The 18,667-nt window shown below is 59.0% G+C and carries 16 protein-coding genes and 1 tRNA gene; 16 read left to right on the top strand and 1 reads right to left on the bottom strand.

Features of this window, described 5'->3' with window-relative positions:
• Window positions 1-2 precede the first annotated feature (2 nt).
• The 5 genes from ispE (at window position 3) to pth (ending at window position 3,760) form a co-directional block, all read left to right on the top strand.
• A complete protein-coding gene (ispE, locus tag SOM28_RS23595; RefSeq protein WP_123068205.1) occupies window positions 3-902 on the top strand; it encodes a 4-(cytidine 5'-diphospho)-2-C-methyl-D-erythritol kinase in 900 nt (299 codons plus the stop codon).
• A 65-nt stretch (window positions 903-967) separates the two neighbouring features.
• Window positions 968-1,044 (top strand) — tRNA-Gln (locus tag SOM28_RS23590).
• A gap of 145 nt (window positions 1,045-1,189) precedes the next feature.
• A complete protein-coding gene (locus SOM28_RS23585) occupies window positions 1,190-2,140 on the top strand; it encodes a ribose-phosphate pyrophosphokinase (RefSeq protein WP_109345370.1) in 951 nt (316 codons plus the stop codon).
• Between the two features lie 323 nt (window positions 2,141-2,463).
• Window positions 2,464-3,051, top strand: coding sequence for a 50S ribosomal protein L25/general stress protein Ctc (locus SOM28_RS23580; RefSeq protein ID WP_320469631.1), 588 nt, complete (start codon window positions 2,464-2,466; stop codon window positions 3,049-3,051).
• Window positions 3,052-3,175: 124 nt separating this feature from the next.
• The gene (gene pth, locus SOM28_RS23575) at window positions 3,176-3,760 is read left to right on the top strand and encodes an aminoacyl-tRNA hydrolase (RefSeq protein ID WP_147936431.1); all 585 of its coding nucleotides are present in this window, start codon (window positions 3,176-3,178) and stop codon (window positions 3,758-3,760) included.
• Between the two features lie 24 nt (window positions 3,761-3,784).
• Here the strand turns inward: pth and SOM28_RS23570 are convergent, their stop codons facing one another.
• Window positions 3,785-5,665, bottom strand: a complete 1,881-nt coding sequence (locus SOM28_RS23570; protein WP_123068208.1) for a DUF3857 domain-containing transglutaminase family protein — start codon at window positions 5,663-5,665, stop codon at window positions 3,785-3,787.
• 131 nt (window positions 5,666-5,796) lie between these two features.
• Here SOM28_RS23570 and SOM28_RS23565 point away from each other — a divergent pair, with 131 nt between their 5' ends.
• From SOM28_RS23565 to SOM28_RS23515, 11 genes are all read left to right on the top strand, one after another.
• Entirely contained in the window at window positions 5,797-6,846 is a 1,050-nt protein-coding gene (locus SOM28_RS23565) for a patatin-like phospholipase family protein (protein ID WP_320469630.1), read from the top strand.
• Between the two features lie 140 nt (window positions 6,847-6,986).
• Complete coding sequence (ychF, locus tag SOM28_RS23560; RefSeq protein ID WP_147936429.1) at window positions 6,987-8,078, top strand: redox-regulated ATPase YchF; 1,092 nt, start codon at window positions 6,987-6,989, stop codon at window positions 8,076-8,078.
• A gap of 213 nt (window positions 8,079-8,291) precedes the next feature.
• The gene (locus tag SOM28_RS23555; RefSeq protein WP_320469629.1) at window positions 8,292-9,473 is read left to right on the top strand and encodes a tyrosine-type recombinase/integrase; all 1,182 of its coding nucleotides are present in this window, start codon (window positions 8,292-8,294) and stop codon (window positions 9,471-9,473) included.
• On the top strand, window positions 9,460-10,329 hold the full coding sequence (locus SOM28_RS23550; RefSeq protein ID WP_320469628.1) for a hypothetical protein: 870 nt from the start codon (window positions 9,460-9,462) through the stop codon (window positions 10,327-10,329). Before SOM28_RS23555 ends, SOM28_RS23550 begins: the two co-directional genes overlap by 14 nt.
• Before the next feature lie 108 nt (window positions 10,330-10,437).
• Window positions 10,438-10,638 (top strand): helix-turn-helix transcriptional regulator, encoded by a 201-nt coding sequence (locus tag SOM28_RS23545; RefSeq protein WP_320469627.1) that lies wholly within the window; start codon window positions 10,438-10,440, stop codon window positions 10,636-10,638.
• 1 nt (window position 10,639) lies between these two features.
• A complete protein-coding gene (locus tag SOM28_RS23540; RefSeq protein WP_320469626.1) occupies window positions 10,640-11,680 on the top strand; it encodes a hypothetical protein in 1,041 nt (346 codons plus the stop codon).
• Complete coding sequence (locus SOM28_RS23535; protein WP_320469625.1) at window positions 11,677-12,720, top strand: hypothetical protein; 1,044 nt, start codon at window positions 11,677-11,679, stop codon at window positions 12,718-12,720. The genes SOM28_RS23540 and SOM28_RS23535 overlap by 4 nt, the downstream gene beginning before the upstream one ends.
• Before the next feature lie 171 nt (window positions 12,721-12,891).
• A complete protein-coding gene (locus SOM28_RS23530; RefSeq protein ID WP_320469624.1) occupies window positions 12,892-13,083 on the top strand; it encodes a hypothetical protein in 192 nt (63 codons plus the stop codon).
• The gene (hsdR, locus tag SOM28_RS23525) at window positions 13,080-15,476 is read left to right on the top strand and encodes an EcoAI/FtnUII family type I restriction enzme subunit R (protein WP_320469623.1); all 2,397 of its coding nucleotides are present in this window, start codon (window positions 13,080-13,082) and stop codon (window positions 15,474-15,476) included. Before SOM28_RS23530 ends, hsdR begins: the two co-directional genes overlap by 4 nt.
• A 21-nt stretch (window positions 15,477-15,497) precedes the next feature.
• Window positions 15,498-16,964: a type I restriction-modification system subunit M gene (locus SOM28_RS23520; protein WP_320469622.1), complete on the top strand. Its 1,467-nt coding sequence runs from the start codon at window positions 15,498-15,500 to the stop codon at window positions 16,962-16,964.
• The gene (locus SOM28_RS23515) at window positions 16,961-18,661 is read left to right on the top strand and encodes a restriction endonuclease subunit S (RefSeq protein WP_320469621.1); all 1,701 of its coding nucleotides are present in this window, start codon (window positions 16,961-16,963) and stop codon (window positions 18,659-18,661) included. Before SOM28_RS23520 ends, SOM28_RS23515 begins: the two co-directional genes overlap by 4 nt.
• Window positions 18,662-18,667: the final 6 nt, after the last annotated feature.

Below are 18,667 nucleotides of genomic sequence, written 5' to 3'. Positions count from 1 at the left end.
CCATGCGTTCGCTGCACGATTGCCCGGCGCCGGCCAAGCTCAACCTGTTCCTGCACGTCACCGGCCGCCGCGCCGATGGCTACCACCTGCTGCAAAGCGTGTTCCAACTGATCGACCGTGCCGACCGCCTGCATTTCGACTTGCGCGACGACGATCAGATTCGCCGTACCAACGATGTGGCGGGCGTGCCCGAAGAGCAGGACCTGGTCGTGCGCGCGCTGCGCCTGCTGCAGGCCGAGTTTGCGCGCCGCCATGGCCGGCTGCCGCCAGGCATCTCCGTCAGGGTGGACAAGGTCTTGCCCATGGGTGGCGGGCTGGGCGGAGGGTCGTCGGATGCGGCCACCGCCTTGATGGCGGCCAACGCGCTGTGGCAAGCTGGCTTGAGCCGCGAAGAATTGATGGCGCTGGGCTTGCCGCTGGGCGCCGACATCCCGTTCTTCCTGTTCGGCGAAACCGCGTTCGCGGAAGGCGTGGGGGAGGCCTTGCAGGCGGTGCCGGGGCCGGATTGCTGGTATGTGGTGATCGAACCGGGTGTCGCGGTGCCGACGCCCGCAATTTTTTCTGCGCCGGATTTGACAAGAGATTCAAAGCCCGTCAAAATAGCGGACTTTTCCAGCCACACCGATTCATGCAGTACGGTTGGTTTTGGGAAAAATGATTTGCAGGACGTGGCGATGCGCCTGTTCCCGCCGGTAGCAGAGGCGGTTGAATGGTTGAGCAGCCATGGCGATGCCAGGATGACTGGCTCAGGGGCGTGCGTGTTTTGCGCGTTCTCCAGCGAAGACGCTGCCGACCAGGTGTTGGCGCAAGTGCCGGGCAAGTGGACGGCATGGAAGGCGAAGTCGCTGAAGACACACCCGCTGATGAAATCGCTCTTGCAAAATCAGGGAGTTGTAGAATAAAATACTGCCTGTCGCAGCGTTGAGCAGCAAGTTGAAATGCTGGCGGCAAGCAGTAAAGATCGTGTAGGGGAATCGCCAAGCTGGTTAAGGCACCGGATTTTGATTCCGGCATACCAAGGTTCGAATCCTTGTTCCCCTGCCAAAGTTTTCTTGTTCTGTCGATGCGGATGCGTCCAGCAAGAAAATCGCGATGCGGTGCCGAGCGCCGCGTCAGCATGCTAATCAGCCGGTTAATCCGGCTGATTGTTTTTCTACCGTTCAAACGCTTTTTACCCTTTAGGACTCCCATGGCTTACGAAAACCTGATGGTTTTTACCGGCAATGCCAATCCGGCACTAGCAGAGGGGGTCGCAAAAAGCCTCGGCATTCCTCTCGGTAAAGCAGTCGTCTCCAAGTTCTCCGACGGCGAAGTCATGGTCGAGATCAACGAGAACGTGCGCGGCAAGGACGTCTTCGTCCTGCAATCGACCTGCGCACCGACCAACGACAGCCTGATGGAAATCATGCTGATGGTCGACGCCCTCAAGCGCGCTTCGGCCGGCCGTATCACCGCCGCCATTCCTTACTTCGGCTATGCCCGTCAAGATCGCCGCCCGCGTTCGGCGCGTGTCGCGATCTCGGCCAAGGTCGTCGCGAACATGCTGGAAGAAGCCGGCGTCGAGCGCGTCCTGATCATGGACCTGCACGCCGACCAGATCCAAGGTTTCTTCGACATCCCGGTCGACAATATCTACGCATCGCCAATCCTGCTGGGCGACCTGCAGAAGCGCAACTACGACGACCTGCTGGTCGTGTCGCCTGACGTCGGCGGCGTGGTGCGCGCACGCGCCCTGGCCAAGCGCCTGGGCTGCGACCTGGCGATCATCGACAAGCGTCGCCCGAAGGCGAACGTGTCGGAAGTGATGAACATCATCGGCGAAGTCGAAGGCCGCAACTGCGTGATCATGGATGACATGGTCGACACCGCAGGCACCCTGTGCAAGGCCGCCGAAGTGCTCAAGGAGCGCGGCGCCAAGAAAGTCGTTGCCTATTGCACGCACCCGGTCCTGTCCGGCCCGGCGATCGATCGCATCGCGAACTCGCCGCTGGACGAACTGGTTGTCACCGATACCATCCCGCTGAGCCCAGCCGGCGCCGCTTGCGGCAAGATCCGCCAGCTGACCTGCGCACCGCTGCTGGCCGAGACCTTCAAGCGGATCGTCAAGGGCGACTCGGTGATTTCGCTGTTCGTCGACTAAGTTTTTTAGTCGCTGAAATTCGCGGCGCGCCTGGCTAAAACAGCCGGCGCGCCGTTGACGTATCAGAATAAGTTACACCAAGCACGTCGTTCCCGCGCAGGCGGGAACCTAATTTGCCAGTATAGCGATGACGCTTGCAGTACTTGGGTCCCCGCCTCCGCGGGGACGACGTTGCGGTAGTGCCGAAGTATCGATTTTCTTGAGCGCGCAATCTGGCGCTTTTTCTTGACCATCCCTGGTCGCGGGGATGGTCGCCACTGGGCAACCGGGCCGTGGATTGGATTCTGCGGCATTCGTGCCCGATTTATTTTTTGGAGTTTCACATGAAAGTAGTCGCATTCAACCGCACTCAACAGGGCACCGGAGCGAGCCGCCGCCTGCGCAACGCTGGCCAGACCCCAGGCATCATCTACGGTGGCACCGAAGCCCCGGCACTGATCGCCCTGGACGGCAACGCGTTGTACCACGCGCTCAAGAAAGAAGCATTCCACGGTTCCGTGCTGGACCTGGAAATCGACGGCAAGACCCAGCAAGTGCTGCTGCGTGACTTCCAGATGCACGCATTCAAGCAACTGGTCCTGCACGCTGACTTCCAGCGCGTCGACACCTCGAAGGCGATCCACACCAAGGTCACCCTGCACTTCGTGAACGCCGAAGTCTCGCCAGCAGTCAAGCTGAGCGGCGCCATCGTGTCGCACGTGCTGAACGAAATCGAAGTGTCGTGCCTGCCAGGTCAACTGCCAGAGTTCATCGAAGTCGACCTGTCGAAGCTGGAAGCCGGCCAATCGATCCACACCGGCGACCTGGTCCTGCCAGAAGGCGTGACCGCGCTGACCCATGGCCAGAACCTGACCATCGTCACCACCTCGATCCCACGCGGCGCAGCTACTGCTGAAACCGCTGCTGAGTAATATCGGCTGATCGCGCCGCTTCGGTGGCGCATCGAAAAGACCCGCCGCGGCTTGCCCGGCGGGTTTTGTTTTTTGTGCTCGGCAGGTTTGAGCGATAATCGCGTTTTTCCTAAAAGACCCACGCATGTCTATCCGTCTGATCGTCGGCCTCGGCAACCCTGGCCCGGAATACGAACAAACCCGCCACAATGCCGGCTTCTGGCTGGTCGACAACCTGGCCAACAGCCTGCCGGGCTGCCGCCTGCAGCGCGAATCGCGCTTCAACGCCCTGGTGGCCAAGACCTCGATCTCGGGCAACGATGTCTGGCTGCTCGAGCCGCAGACCTTCATGAACCGTTCGGGCCAGTCGGTCGGCGCGCTGGCGCGCTTCTATAAAATCAATCCTGACGAAGTGCTGGTCGTGCACGACGAACTCGACCTGATGCCCGGCGTCGCCAAGCTCAAGAAGGGCGGCTCCTCCGGCGGCCACAACGGCCTGAAAGACATCACCGCGGCCCTCGGCACCCAGGAATACTGGCGCCTGCGCCTCGGCATCGGCCATCCGCGAAGCCTGAGCCTGCAACAGGGCGTGGCCGACTTCGTGCTGCATCGCCCGCGCAAGGAAGAACAAAGCCTGATCGAGGAATCGATCGACAAGAGCCTGCGCATCATCCCGCTCGCCTGCGAAGGCAAGCTCGACGTGGCGACGATGCAGTTGCATACGGCCTGAGGCCGCGCGTTTCGATTCTGCGGCTCATCCTCCCCGCACCACGACCTGCGAGCGCAGGTCGCGCAGCATGCGCTCGAGCGCCGGCCGCATGCGCAGGTAGTCGTCGGGCGAGCAGGTGGCCGCCGTGTGCCTGAACTTGAGCTGGCGCTTGACCGTCACCAGCGCACCGCGCCGCTGATAGTGCGAACGGTAGGCGAAGTTGGCATCTTCCACCTTGACGGCACGTGGCAGGGCCAGCACCTGCGCTCGCCTCGGCAGGTGGAAGCGTAGTTCATCCTCGGCATCGATCGCCGGGCACACGAACTCCTGGCGCCGCTCGGGTTCCTGCGTGAACGCGAACACGGCGTCGCCCAATCCTCCCCAGAAGTTATACGTGGTGGCCAGCCCTGCGGGCCCCGGCAGTTGCGTGAAGCCGCTGCTGGCGCCGCGGAACGACAGGGTATAGTCATCTGCCACGCCTTCGGTATCGCCCGGCTCCAGCACGCCGCCGCCCTGTTGCCCCAGCCCTTGCAGCATGCGTTCGACGAAGCGGTCGCGTTCGGCCGCCGGCGTGGCGCGCACCACGCGCCGGTAGGGCTCGGCCTGGGCGCCGCTGCTGGTGCGCGTCACCTTGAAGCGGCTACCGCCGTCGGGCTGAATGTCGAACTGGGTAAACGTGCGGCTGCGCGCCTGCTGGAAGAAGGGGATCATCGCGAACTCTCCCGAGCGTGCCAGCACTGCCGGCTTGCCGAGCAGCGCCGCCGGCAAAAAACCGCCCGCCACCGATTCGGCGGTCGGATCGAGATACAGCTGCAGCGAAGGAATGTAGACGATCGCGTGATTGAGCACACCGAGCGTGGGCACGTCGGGCAGGCGATAGGCGTCACCGTTATTGACCAGCGCCACCGTGCTGTCGATGCCGGAACTGGCCAGCAGCGCCTCGAGCAGGGTCGCGTGGTCCTTGCAATCGCCATAGCGGTTGGCCAGCACGCTCGACGCCGCATGCGGCACCACGCCGCCGGGGCCGAGATAGACACCGACGTAGCGCACGTTCTTGCGCACCCAGTCGGAGAGGGCGATCGCGCGCGTGCGGCGGTCGAGGGTGGCGCCCGTGATGCTGGCCGCCAGCGCCGCCACCGTGTCGTCTGGCAGCGCCTTGCCGGCCGCGCGCTCCTGGTAGGCGCGCGCGAAGGCGGCATAGTCGGCGAAGGTCGAGACCGCGAGCCGCTTGCCATAGTCCAGATAGCTGACGGAATCGGCCTCCAGCCGCGCATTGTCGCCATCGACGTAGCGCCAGGCGTAGCGGCGCTTGCCGGGCGCAGGGGCGGGCGTGTTCATGGTGGCGATCGCCTCGAAGCCGACCGCGTCGGCGTGCAGGGGCATCGAGGCCGGCATGTCGTAGATCAGGCGGAAGTCGCGCTGGCGCTGGAAGCGCGCCGAGGTCAGGTCTTCGAAGTGACCGGGAAACAGCGGCGTGTGGCGCCGCACGACATAGCGCACCGCAACCTTGTCGCCCGCTTCGACGTCGGGGAAGACGACGATCTTGAGCCGCGTGTCCTGGAACATCGGGGCGTCGAGCGAGGCGGCTTCTTGCTGGTCGCGGATCTGGTGCGGCTGCACCGCCAGGCGCCGGCCATCGGCTTTCTCTGTATGCGCTTCGACGGAGACGACTTCGTCGAGCGACTGGTTGTAGCCGATGTAGAACTGGGCGTGTTCGTGCAGCGCCGCGCGGTTGACGATGGTCTTGGCCTGCTCGACCGTGAGCGTGTAGCCGCCGCCCGTTTCGACCACGAAATGCTGGACGTAGCGGTCCACCACCACCGAGCGGTCGGTGCCGCTGTCGGCCTCGAGCGCGCTCGCCGACGCAGGCAAGCACAGCAATGGACATAGAAGCAGACACAGCATGACGACGAAGCGCAGATGCATAACACTCTCCGGACACGCGACCGGCCCATGTTACGCAGCAGTACGGTGGCAGGATTGATCGGGCGCAAGTGCATGCTTCCTGCGATAATTTCGGCATGAAGGCGCTCACTTTTCATGCCGGGCCATTGGCCATGGCGCAGATTGCAGAACACGGCTTGCGGGCCCGGGACGTGGCCATCGTGCCGGCCGCGGCGGGCGGCCCCAAGGGCCTGATCTTCCAGTCGCTGGACCAGTGGATGTTCGGTGAATGGTTCCCTTCGGCCCCGCGCGAACGCACGCTGATCGGCGCCTCGATCGGCGCCTGGCGCATGGCCGCCGCCTGCCAGAAGGATCCAGTGAAGGCTTTCGCCCTGCTGGGAGAGCTGTACGCGGGCCAGCGCTACACGTGCCTCAAGCCCACGCCGCAGGACATCGACGAGGTCGTGCAAGCCTTGCTCGGCGAGCTGGTGCGCGGGCATGAAGACGACATCGTTAGCCACGAACATTACCGGCTGCACCTGCTGACCGTGCGCGGGCTGCGTTCGCTGGCGGCGCCCGCACACCGCTACGCCGAGATGCGCGGCTTCCTGTCGGCGGCGCTGCACAACGCCGGCTCGCGTGCCTGGCTGGGGCGCCTGATGGAGCGGGTCGTGATTGGCGATGCACGAAGTCAGGCGCCATGGCTGCGCGAGCGCTTCGACAGCTTCAATACGCATTTCACGACGCTCACGCGCGACAACCTGGCGGCCGGACTGCTCGCTTCGGGCACGCTGCCGCTGATCATGAAGGCGGTGACCAGCATCGCCGAGGCGCCCGCCGGCAGCTACTGGGACGGCGGCATCATCGACTATCACCTGGCGCTGCCGTATTCGCGGGCCGAGGGCGAGCTCGTGCTGTACCCGCATTTCGCCGAGCACATCGTGCCGGGCTGGCTGGATAAGGGATTCCCGTGGAGAAGGGCGGCGCGCGGCGCCAATCGTGGCTGGCTCGACAACGTGCTGCTGGTGGCGCCGTCCGACGAATTCCTGCGCACGCTGCCGCGCGGCAAACTGCCGGACCGCGCCGACTTCAAGTTCTACGGCCTGGATCACGATGCGCGCGTGCGCACCTGGAGGCGGGCGATCGGGGAAGGGGAGCGGCTGCGCGATGAGCTGGCCGAATTCGCCCTGCGGCCGGACCCAGGACGCATCAAGCCGATCTAGCTTGTCATTGTGAAAACCCGACCGTTGCGGCAGGCGTGGAAAGCGCCGTTTTTTGCAGCAGCCGGCCCGGTCCGGGTTACAATGCAGGGTTTAGAGCGGTTCATCGATCGCTCGCGCTTATCGAATTAGGAATAGTATCCATGACCCTCAAATGCGGCATCGTCGGCCTGCCCAACGTTGGCAAATCCACCCTGTTCAACGCACTGACCAAGGCCGGCATCCCGGCTGAAAACTACCCGTTCTGCACCATCGAGCCGAACGTGGGCGTGGTCGAGGTGCCGGATCCGCGCATCGACGCGCTCTCCGCCATCGTCAAGCCGGAACGCGTGGTCAAGGCCATCGTCGAATTCGTCGACATCGCGGGCCTGGTGGCCGGCGCGTCGAAGGGCGAGGGCCTGGGTAACCAGTTCCTGTCGCACATCCGCGAAACCGACGCCATCGTCAACGTGGTGCGCTGCTTCGAAGACCCGAACGTGATCCACGTGGCCGGCAAGGTCAGCCCGATCGACGACATCGAAGTCATCCAGACCGAACTGGCGCTGGCCGACATGGGTACCGTCGAGAAAGCCATCCACCGCGAGCAAAAGAAAGCGCGCTCGGGCGACAAGGACGCGGCCAAGCTGGTCGCCCTGCTCGAACGCGTGCTGCCGCACCTAAACGAAGGCCAGCCGGTCCGCACCATCGGCCTGGATGCCGAAGAGATGGCGATCATCTACCCGCTGCACCTGATCACCGCCAAGCCGGCGATGTTCGTGGCCAACGTGTCGGATACCGGTTTCAAGGATAACCCGCTGCTGGACCAGCTGACCGAGTTCGCCAACAAGCAGAACGCCCCGATCGTCGCCATCTGCGCCTCGATCGAGTCGGAGATCGCCGAGATGGACGATGCCGACAAGGCCGACTTCCTGGGCGATATGGGCATGGACGAGCCTGGCCTGGATCGTCTGATCCGCGCGGCGTTCAAGCTGCTGGGCCTGCAGACCTACTTCACCGCCGGCGTGAAAGAAGTGCGTGCATGGACCGTGGCGATTGGCGCCACCGCGCCGCAGGCCGCGGGCGTGATCCACACCGACTTCGAGCGCGGCTTCATTCGCGCGCAGACCATTTCGTATGATGACTTCCTGACCTACAAGGGCGAGTCGGGCGCCAAGGAAGCGGGCAAGATGCGCGCCGAGGGCAAGGAATACATCGTCAAGGATGGCGACGTGCTGAACTTCCTGTTCAACGTCTGATGGGTGGAAGTGTTTTCCTGAAACATCAGGAAAGACACTGAAATCCAAAAAACTTCAATAAGCCGCGCACTTACGCGGCTTTATTGTTTCTTGTTGTTGCTAGAATTTTCGTGGGTAGCCATCTTCGTATTGAGTATAAAGGTGAGTATGTTTCTTTTTGGCATGGAGGATATGTGAGTACAATGGCGATGTGCCCATTACAAAGTGCTCACCATGCTGACCGATTCTCACTGCCGCCATGCCAAACCCAAGCTCAAGCTCTACCGTCTTAACGATTATCGGGGCCTATGCCTTGAGGTGAAGCCCAGCGGGGTAAAGGCGTGGCGCTTCCGGTTCAGGTTGAACGGTAAAGCCAGCATGTTTGCGCTTGGTGACTACCCAACCGTTACTTTGGCTGAAGCACGCGAGCGTTGCGAAGCTGCACGCCAGCTCGTAAAGCAAGGCGTCAATCCTGCCCAGCAACGTCAGCTGGACCGTGTCAAGCAAGCCAACGACGCTGAAATCACCTTCGCCCTGGTGGCGCGTGAATGGCTGCAGACGAAGGACTGGGAGGACATCACGAAGAACCGTCGACTTGACATGCTGGAGCGAGTCGTATTCCCTGCGATTGGCAAACTGCCTATCCGCGCCATTACTCCCGTCCACGTGCTCGAAATTCTTCAAAGCACAGTGAAGCGTGGCGCCCCAACCGTGGCCGCCGAAGCTCGTCGCACCATGTCGGCCGTTTTCGAGTTTGCCGTAGCTACGCTGCGCGCAGACAGTGATCCGGTCTGGCCCGTGCGCAAGGCCATTCCCTCGAACAAGACCCAGCACAAGACGGCGCTCACTACCGATCAGATCGGCAAGCTGTTGAACGACTTCAACAATCACCGCTGCACCTTTCAGATCAACTATTGTATGCAGCTGATGTGGTGGACACTTGCGCGCCCAAGCGAGGTGGCTGAAGCTGAGTGGGCGGAGATCGATTTGGACCGCGCCTTGTGGCGCATCTCAGCTGAGCGTATGAAGGCACGCAAGGAGCACCTGGTGCCTTTGCCGCAGCAAGCCGTCGAGATGCTTAGCGGCTTGAAAGCCCTTACCGGGCAGCGCAAGCATCTGTTCCCCGGTCGTGACAACCGCAACACCCCGATGTCTGTTGCATCACTGCGGCAAGCGTTAAAGGTGCTCGGCTGGGCCGGGAATTACAGCCCACACGCCACTCGTACTACAGGCAGCACTCGCCTCAACGAGATGGGATACCGACCGGATGCCATCGAAGCCCAGCTGGCGCATTCCGACCAGAACAATGTACGACGCGCCTACAACCACGCTACCTATTTTGAAGAGCGACAGGTGATGATGCAGGACTGGGCGGATCACCTCGATAAATGGAGGGCCGCCCATGAGCAGGGCTAAGACGAGATCGCTCATACGCAAAGACCTCACGCTCGCCCCTTTGGCGGCTGTGATCGCGCGTCATTTTCCCCGGGTGGGAACGCAGGAAGATGGCGAGATGTCCGAAGGATGCCTTGCCTTCACTCAAGCCGCAGCAGCATTGGCGGCACAATATGCGACGCTGCGACAGCAAGCCCACGAAAGCGAATCAAGGCGGCAGCGCTATGAAGCGATCGCTCTCACAGCGCAACAACTCCGCTTTGCCTTGGAGGGGCTTACCGAGAGCGAGCTGGACATGCTGGCGGCCCAGCAAGACGTTGCCCATCAAGCCTATGTGAACGAGCTGGATGAACATCGAAGCTACGACCTCGGCATCCAGCATGAGGTTTCTGGCGAGCCCTACGGCCCTCGGTCCGCGAACCACATGCAGCAGTGGCAAGACCTGCGCTGGCTGGAGCAGGGGGCTAAGCGGCTGTGCTCACCACGCAAGCGCGGGCGTCCCGAAAACATCGCCGAGCGATGGGCAGCGCGCCAGTTCGTGTTCCTGTGCCACAAGCACGGGTGGTCGCCAGTGCGCGTGGCTCACAGCGGCACGGAGAAGCAGCAGAGTGATCCACAATCCTCTGACGCCGTGATGTGCTTGGCCGCCATCTTTGTCGCCGGGGGCGAGCACGAAGTACGTGCCAAAAGCGCCGCGCTGTCAGCCCTGAAACCACTGCGCGACAAGTTCACCTATGTCGAATGGACTGCAGGATCATTCGACCATCCGTACCTCGACCCAGAGCCGAACGAATACACGGTCAGCTTGAAGGAGCTGACAGCAGATCGCCACCACGGCATTGGACAGTTGCCCGACTTTACGCCCGAGAACGAGTAGTTCATCGGCCGAGAATTCTGGCAGATTGGTGTCATTTAATGCCCGTGCATCATTACTCCCCGACGCGCAACATCCCTGGTGTTTTCACAATGTTTCGAGGAGTATTACATGCTGCGCGTTATGCGAATTCAGGACGTTTGCGACAAAATCGCACTCAGCCGCACCACCCTCTGGCGGCTGTGCAAGAGCGCCGACTTCCCCCAGCCTATCCAGTTAGGCGGCCGCGTGGCCGGCTTTCTAGAGCACGAGATCGACGCCTGGTTGGAGCACCAAGCTGCTCAGCGCGGCAAGATTCAGGAGGTGAAGTAAGATGGGCCGACAAAGAACCGTCAACGACCACGGCTTCTGGCACAGCCCGCTGCTTCAGCAGTGCACGACAGAAGACAAAACCGCGCTCCTGTATCTGCTAACCAGCCCAGTGTCGAATGTGATTGGCGCCTATCCTCTAGTACCTCGCATCGCAGCCGCCGAAGTCGGCTGGTCGAAGGACCAGTGGCTGCAGGTCATCGAACGCTTGCGTGCGGAAGACCTCGTCTGGTTTGATCCCGAACGCATGTTCGTGTGGGTTCGCATTTGGTGGTTTCACAACTTGGCCAGTCAGACTATGGGTCCGAAGCTACGTACCCGCACTCTGGAGAACATTCGGCGGTTGCCGGAGCCCTGGCTAGCCCCGTTTTTGGCCGACTACAAAGCACGCTTGAACGAGGAGCAGCGGGAGCTGCTGAACACCTTGCTAGCCGGCGAATTCTCGGAAAATGACGCATCTGTACCTCATGGATACCGTATCGATGCCTCATCCAACTTTTCCCTGTATAACAATAACGCCAACGCTAAACCCAACTCTAACGTAACGCCAACCCTAGAAGCCCAGGCACAGGTGCCTGTGGATAAGTCGGGCATTCCGCCAGAGAGCCACGCGCAGGTGGAGGCAGCCATTGCTAATGCACAGCGCAAGGGTATTGTTAAGGCAGACACACAGGCGATCATCGCGGCGGTGGCCAAGCAGTATCAGGCTGGCCGTCCTCCCAGAGATGCTGGCGCTTATACCTACTCCATCGCGCAAAATCTGGCCAGCGTTGCAACAGAGCCCTCGCCACCGGCTCCGCCATCAGAGTCAGAGCTGACAGCCTGGGCAGACCTCTGCTTCTGCTGGCCCACCGATAACCCCAGTTCCTTTATTCGCGTCGACAAGGCCGGGTTTTGCGAGCAGGTCACAATAGAGAACGGCAACGCTAGGCATGGGTATATGCCGCTCGGCCCCAGCAAACTGCTCGTTGCCCTCCGGGAAGGACGGCTGCGAAAGATATCGGCAGCTGACTTCGAAGACCTGGCCAAGGGCTCCCGACCATGAGCACCGATGCTGAGCGCTTGAACGCGATGGCTCGTGAATGCGGAGTTATGCTGCCAGCTGCGCTGCCTCACGAGCTTTCTAAAGTGCGATCCTCCTGCACCGAGGCAGAGTACCTGCGGATGGCCCATGTGCTACTGCAGCGCGCGCAGGCCCTCCCTGGCGGATTGGCGGCAGCGGTGCAAGACACCGGAAGCACGAGAACCTTTCATAAGCGGATGGCCGCCTTGAAGTTCTGTTGCCGCCACCTTGTGATCCAGCACCTCGAGGGGCTGTGCACCGCGCAGAACTTCGATTGGGAGCGACTGGCAGATGTGCTGCCTCGCCTCCACGAACAGCTGTCTGCTTTGATCACTCTGAAGCAACAGGGCATGACCCAGCCGAAGCGAAAGCGCCGAAGCAAACGGCAGGCGCTGCGAGGGCTGCCATCAACTTGGCGGGAAGACCTATGTGAGCGCGGTGCGCGTGGCAAGTACTCCGACGCGCTGCTGATTTCGGCGCTGACTGGCGCTCGTCTGAGCGAACTCGTGACGGGCATTGACACCCGGCTGCAGTACGATGAAAGCGTAGGCATGGAGACCGTCTGTCTTTATGTCACGGGCGCAAAAGTCGCGACACACCAAGGCCAGCCGCATCGAATTGTGGCCTATGCAGTGGACGACCCTCATCCGCTGGTCGCAGCCCTTGTGCGTCGGCTCTGTACAGAGCCGGGCCGGAAGCTGTACGTCAAGATTGTGAGTGCGGGTAACTTTACCGTGGAAATTCAACGCCTTGGGCGCAGCCTCTGGCGCGAACACGCACATGCCCTTACGGCCACGTGTTTCCGCCACCAATGGAGTGCCGACCTGAAAGCATCAGGCGATGCCGATGCCGCCAGCCGGGGCCTCGGGCACCGCAGTGCCAAGACGCGGCGCTACTACGGCACAGCCCATCAGGCTCGGGGCGGCCATGCTCTGCAGCCGGTTCGCATCGAAGCCGATTTGCCCGTCAAGGCACGACAATCGCAGACCAGACCAGACGTCCAAGCGCCTCGGCCAGAATAAGGTAATGCCGTCGCCGAATCGCGCAATGCCGTCTGTCATTGCCTCATTTACACCTGGCACCGATCAGTCACGGTACCTGTCTAGAGGGGCGATGGACAAAGTGCAACTTTGCATTGCGCAAATGCATGCAAAGGCAGTACATTTGCGTGACAACATTATCGAGACACCGACATGTCACGCCTAAAGGACGAAAACCTTTCCATCCGCACCTCTACCGAGATCAAGCAGCTCTTGCGCTTGGCGGCTGATCGCGAGCGCCGCTCAGTGGCCTCAATGATCGAAATCTTGGTGTTGGAGTACGCGCGTATTCACGATTTGAGGGTCGGTCCCGCTGAGCAAAAACTGGAACGGGACGGCGTATGAACAAGAAAGGACTATCAGAGCGTGACATCTGCACTAAGTTCATCACACCCGCGCTTGAACAGGCTGGTTGGGACATGGCTAATCAGGTGCGTGAGGAGTTTCCGCTCACAAAAGGCCGTATCATCGTTCGTGGCAAGCTGCACACCCGTGCTCAGAATAAGCGCGCGGACTATGTTTTATTTTACAAGCCCAACATGCCGATCGCGGTAATTGAGGCAAAAGATAATAAGCACTCGGTGGGCGATGGCATGCAGCAAGGCCTGGGCTATGCCGAGATGCTGCAGGTGCCTTTTGTGTTCAGCAGTAATGGCGACGGCTTCTTGTTTCACAACAAGATTGCCAAAGACGGCGTCATCGAGCGCGAATTGGCCCTGCACGAGTTGCCGAGCCCGGATGTGCTTTGGCAATGGTGGGCAGAACACCTCGGCCTAAATACGGCACAAAGCGAACTGGTTTCGCAGGACTATCACAGCGACGGCAGCAATAAAACAGCGCGCTACTATCAATTGCTGGCGATCAACAAGACCATTGAAGCCATTGCACGCGGCCAAAACCGCCTGCTACTGGTCATGGCTACTGGCACGGGCAAAACCTACACCGCTTTCCAGATCATCTGGCGTTTGTGGAAATCCAAAGCCAAAAAACGCATCTTGTTCTTGGCCGACCGCAATATCTTGGTCGATCAGACCATGACCAATGACTTCAAGCCCTTCGGCTCGGCTATGACCAAGATCCAGAAGCGGCAGGCCAACAAGTCTTATGAGATTTATCTGTCGCTGTATCAGGCCGTCACCGGCACGGAAGAAGAACGCAACATCTATAAGCAGTTCAGCCGTGATTTTTTCGACCTGATCGTCATTGACGAATGTCATCGCGGCAGCGCAGCAGCTGACTCGGCTTGGCGAGAAATTCTTGAATACTTCTCGTCGGCCACGCAGATCGGCTTGACCGCCACCCCGAAAGAAACCAAGGAAGTCTCGAACATCGATTATTTCGGCGAGCCGATTTTTACCTACTCTCTGCGGCAGGGTATCGACGACGGCTTTCTGGCCCCCTATAAGGTGGTACGCATCGACCTAGATAAAGACCTTACTGGCTGGCGCCCCGACAGAGGCATGGTCGATAAGCACGGCAACGAGATCGAAGATCGGATTTACAACCAGCGGGATTTTGACAAAAAACTCGTTCTTGAAAGGCGAACTGAACTGGTTGCTAAAAAAATCAGCGATTTCCTGAAGCAAACAAATCGCTTCGATAAAACCATCGTCTTCTGCGACAACATCGATCACGCCGAGCGCATGCGCCAAGCATTGGTCAACGAGAACGCTGATCTCGTGGTACAGAATAGCAAGTACGTGATGCGCATTACCGGCGACAACGAAGATGGCAAGGCAGAGCTCGATAACTTCATCTTCCCGGAGTCCAAGTACCCGGTTATTGCCACCACCTCAAAGCTGATGACCACGGGTGTGGATGCGCAGACCTGTAAACTCATCGTTCTGGATCAGCGCATTCAGTCCATGACCGAGTTCAAGCAGATCATTGGTCGTGGCACGCGCATCAATGAGGACTACGACAAATACTATTTCACTGTCATCGATTTCAAGAAAGCGACGGAGCTGTTTGCCGATCCTGATTTCGATGGCTGCCCGGTGCAAATATATGAGCCTAAGGGCGACGACTCGCCAGTACCACCGGATGATGGCGAAGACTCATCATCCCAGGATGTTTTCACCTATCTGCCGGCGGGAGAATCGACGTGGTCGGGCGTAGCAGAACCACGCCATGCCGAAGACGTCAGTAACATCCGCCGCTACGTTGTCACCAATGTAGAAGTCAAAGTGCTGTCCGAGCGAGTGCAGTATTTCGATGCCGCTGGTCGCCTGATCACCGAATCGCTGAAAGACTACACACGCAAGGCGCTCGCCAAGGAGTTCAGTTCACTCGATGATTTTTTGCGGCGCTGGAACGATGCTGAGAAGAAACAAGCTATCATTGACGAGTTGGCTAACGAAGGAGTGTTCTTCGATGCGCTGGCAGAAGAAATTGGCCGCGAGTCCGGCAAGGAATTCGACCCTTTCGATCTGGTCTGCCATGTAGCCTGGGATCAGCCGCCTCTCACCCGCAAAGAGCGCGCTGAGCAGGTCAAAAAGCGCAGCTATTTCACTCGCTATGGCGAACAAGCGCAGCGCGTGCTGCAAGCTCTGCTTGATAAATACGCAGATGAAGGCGTTGGCTCCATTGAGGAAACCCAGATCCTCACCATCGCCCCTTTTACCAGTTTCGGCACCCCCATGGAGATCGTCCGCGCCTTTGGCGGGCTGGATAGATACCAGCGTGCCATTCACGAACTCGAACAAGCGCTCTACGGCTCTTCGCAGCTGCGCGCCTAACAAATCTCTCGGAATTCACTTATGTCCATCGGCACCCTGATCAAAACCATCCAAGACATCATGCGCAAGGACGTCGGCGTGGATGGCGACGCCCAGCGCATTAGCCAGATCGTCTGGCTCCTTTTCCTGAAAATCTTCGACGACAAGGAACAGGAATGGCAGCTCACTATTCCCGGCTACAAATCGCCCATACAAAGTCGCTTTCGCTGGACTAACTGGGCCAAAGATCCCGAAGGGATCACCGGTGAAGAATTGATTGATTTCGTCAACAACGAGCTTTTTACGTCACTCAAAAAGCTGGCAACTACGGCAGGTGTTACACCTCACGGAAAGGTAGTGGGCTCGGTGTTCGAAGATGCCTACAACTACATGAAATCTGGCACCCTGCTGCGGCAGGTCATCAACACCATCGAGAGCGATGTCGATTTTAACTCTTCCACTGATCGGCACCTATTCAACGACATTTACGAAAAAATCCTGGCGGATCTTCAGTCGGCTGGCAACGCGGGCGAGTATTACACGCCACGCGCCGTCACGCAGTTCATGGTGGACATGCTCGACCCGCAGTTGGGCGAAAGCGTGCTGGATCCGGCCTGCGGTACAGGCGGCTTCTTGACCTGCGCCATCGAGCACCTAAAGGCACAAGTTAAAACAGCGGTAGACCGCATCACGCTGCAAGACAGCATCCATGGGGTAGAAAAAAAGCCGCTTCCCCACATGCTGGCGATGACCAATTTGATGCTGCACGGCATCGATGTGCCCAGCAACATCCGGCACGACAACACCCTGAGCCGCCCGCTGAAAAATTACGGTCCGAAAGACCGCGTTGACATCATCCTCACCAATCCACCTTTTGGTGGCATGGAAGAAGACGGCATCGAGAACAACTTTCCGCGCAAATACCAAACCCGCGAAACGGCCGATCTGTTCATGGCGCTGATCATGCACCTGCTAAAGCACGATACAGGCCGAGGTGCCGTCGTGTTGCCGGATGGCTTCCTGTTCGGTGAAGGCGCCAAGACTACGCTGAAACGCGAACTACTTGAAGAGTTCAACCTGCACACCATCGTGCGCCTACCCAAGGGCGTTTTCGCGCCCTACACAAGCATTGCGACTAATGTGCTTTTCTTCGAGAAGGGCGAACCGACAAAAGACGTCTGGTTTTTTGAACATCCATACCCTGATGGCTACAAAAGCTACTCACGCTCCAAGCCGCTGGAGATCAAAGAATTTGATCTCGAAAAAGCATGGTGGGGTGGCCACGCACGCAAAGGGCGGAAGACGACAGAGAACGCCTGGAAGGTTTCGGCTGGGGAGATCGCGGCGCGCAACTACAACCTGGATTGCAAGAACCCCCACGAGGTGGAGGTCAAGCATGGCATGCCAGAAGACTTGATGCACGAATACATGGACATCGTCCGCCAGGTCGAAGCGGCGCAGGCTGCCTTAAAAGTCGAGCTAATGGCCTGCCTGGGGGCCAAGGCATGACCGACGCCACCCGTAATCTACTCGAAAAGCACTTTGACACTGCCTTTGCTGCTCCCGATGGCATCGCCAAGCTGCGCGAGCTAATTTTGACGCTGGCCATGCAGGGAAAGCTGGTGAAACAAGATCTGCAAGATCCGCCCGCCTGCGAACTGCTGAAAGAGATTGAAGCCGAGAAACAGCGGCTGGTGAAAGCAGGAAAGATCAAGAGCCCAAAGCCCCTTCCGAAAGTCACTGAGCAGGAAATAACCCATAGAATTCCAGCAAGCTGGGCCTGGGTGCGATTCGGCGACATTGCCCAACACAATTCAGGCAAGACGTTGGATAAAGGGCGCAACACAGGTGAACCGCGAGACTACATTACGACCTCAAATCTCTACTGGGGAAGATTTGAACTTGACAATGTTCGACAAATGTTGATCAGAGATGATGAACTCGAAAAATGCACCGCCAAAATGGATGATCTGTTGATCTGTGAGGGTGGAGAAGCGGGGCGTGCAGCGGTATGGAATTTTGATTCCGAAGTGTGCTTTCAGAATCACATTCACCGTGCTCGTTTTTACAAAGATGTCGATCCGTACTTTGCCTACAGGTTTTTCGAGAAGCTGAACGCCACCGGGGAGATCAACCAACATCGCAAAGGGGTCGGCATCTCCAATATGTCGAGCAAGGCACTTGCGTCTATTGTGTTCCCTCTGCCTCCTCTGCCTGAACAACACCGCATCGTTGCCCGCATCGACCAGCTGATGGCGCGTTGTGATGAGCTGGAAGCGCTGCGCAAGGAGCGGGCGGAAAAGCGGCTGGCCGTCCATGCCGCCGCCATCAAACAACTGCTGGCCGCTCCGGAAGGTTCTGCTTTGGACTTTATCGAGCGGCACTTCGGCGACCTCTATACTGTCAAGGAAAATGTCGCCGAACTGCGCAAGGCCATTCTCCAGCTAGGAGTCATGGGCCGCCTCGTTCCCCAAAATCCCAGCGATCTGCCAGCCAGCGAACTACTCAAGGAGATCGACGGCGAAAGACAGCGACTGGTGAACCCAAAGAAAAGCAAGAAGGCCAAGCCAGCACTTTCAGTCTCACAAGAAGATGAACCGTTTCCAGTTCCGAAGAATTGGCTGTGGGTAAGACTTGCCGATCTTGCGGAATCTATTGACTACGGCACGTCACAAAAAACATGTGACGACTCCTCGCTTGTTCCCGTCTATCGAATGGGCAATATCGTTGAAGGTCAGCTGATTAATCGAGGATTCAAATACATAACGCCGGGAATCGACGAGCTACCCAACCTCTTCCTTAAACCAAACGACATTCTTTTTAATCGAACAAATAGTTATGAGTTGGTTGGCAAATCGGCACGCTACACGGGCCCTGCCGAGCAGGCAACATTCGCGTCATATTTGATAAGAATAAGATTATTGGATGCACTAATTAACCCGGAATTCATAAGTCGGGCGATGAATGCGCCTTATTTCAGATTAACTCAAATTGAGCCTGAAATCGTACAGCAGTGTGGGCAGGCGAATTTTAATGGCACAAAGCTTTCTCTTTGTGCTGTTCCTCTTCCACCACTCCCTGAGCAAAACCGCATCGTTACGCGCATTAACCAGTTAATGGACCTGTGTGACTCACTAGATCAACAGATCGATGCAGCCACTGACAAGCAAGCCAAACTCCTCAGTGCTGTAATGGCACGAGTATAGAAAGAT

It is taken from the genome of Massilia sp. CFBP9026, from assembly GCF_034045165.1.
GTDB classification, from domain to species: Bacteria; Pseudomonadota; Gammaproteobacteria; order Burkholderiales; family Burkholderiaceae_D; genus Telluria; species Telluria arenae.
The sequence above is the reverse complement of the archived record's forward strand: the minus strand, read 5'-3'. Positions and strand labels throughout refer to the sequence as shown.

What these genes read in the sequence shown, in the direction of transcription:
- ispE (WP_123068205.1), top strand. Translation starts at nt 3, where the DNA reads ATGCGTTCGCTGCACGATTGCCCGGCGCCGGCCAAGCTCAACCTGTTC.
- SOM28_RS23585 (WP_109345370.1), top strand. Translation starts at nt 1,190, where the DNA reads ATGGCTTACGAAAACCTGATGGTTTTTACCGGCAATGCCAATCCGGCA.
- SOM28_RS23580 (WP_320469631.1), top strand. Translation starts at nt 2,464, where the DNA reads ATGAAAGTAGTCGCATTCAACCGCACTCAACAGGGCACCGGAGCGAGC.
- pth (WP_147936431.1), top strand. Translation starts at nt 3,176, where the DNA reads ATGTCTATCCGTCTGATCGTCGGCCTCGGCAACCCTGGCCCGGAATAC.
- SOM28_RS23570 (WP_123068208.1), bottom strand. Translation starts at nt 5,665, where the DNA reads ATGCATCTGCGCTTCGTCGTCATGCTGTGTCTGCTTCTATGTCCATTG.
- SOM28_RS23565 (WP_320469630.1), top strand. Translation starts at nt 5,797, where the DNA reads ATGGCGCAGATTGCAGAACACGGCTTGCGGGCCCGGGACGTGGCCATC.
- ychF (WP_147936429.1), top strand. Translation starts at nt 6,987, where the DNA reads ATGACCCTCAAATGCGGCATCGTCGGCCTGCCCAACGTTGGCAAATCC.
- SOM28_RS23555 (WP_320469629.1), top strand. Translation starts at nt 8,292, where the DNA reads ATGCTGACCGATTCTCACTGCCGCCATGCCAAACCCAAGCTCAAGCTC.
- SOM28_RS23550 (WP_320469628.1), top strand. Translation starts at nt 9,460, where the DNA reads ATGAGCAGGGCTAAGACGAGATCGCTCATACGCAAAGACCTCACGCTC.
- SOM28_RS23545 (WP_320469627.1), top strand. Translation starts at nt 10,438, where the DNA reads ATGCTGCGCGTTATGCGAATTCAGGACGTTTGCGACAAAATCGCACTC.
- SOM28_RS23540 (WP_320469626.1), top strand. Translation starts at nt 10,640, where the DNA reads ATGGGCCGACAAAGAACCGTCAACGACCACGGCTTCTGGCACAGCCCG.
- SOM28_RS23535 (WP_320469625.1), top strand. Translation starts at nt 11,677, where the DNA reads ATGAGCACCGATGCTGAGCGCTTGAACGCGATGGCTCGTGAATGCGGA.
- SOM28_RS23530 (WP_320469624.1), top strand. Translation starts at nt 12,892, where the DNA reads ATGTCACGCCTAAAGGACGAAAACCTTTCCATCCGCACCTCTACCGAG.
- hsdR (WP_320469623.1), top strand. Translation starts at nt 13,080, where the DNA reads ATGAACAAGAAAGGACTATCAGAGCGTGACATCTGCACTAAGTTCATC.
- SOM28_RS23520 (WP_320469622.1), top strand. Translation starts at nt 15,498, where the DNA reads ATGTCCATCGGCACCCTGATCAAAACCATCCAAGACATCATGCGCAAG.
- SOM28_RS23515 (WP_320469621.1), top strand. Translation starts at nt 16,961, where the DNA reads ATGACCGACGCCACCCGTAATCTACTCGAAAAGCACTTTGACACTGCC.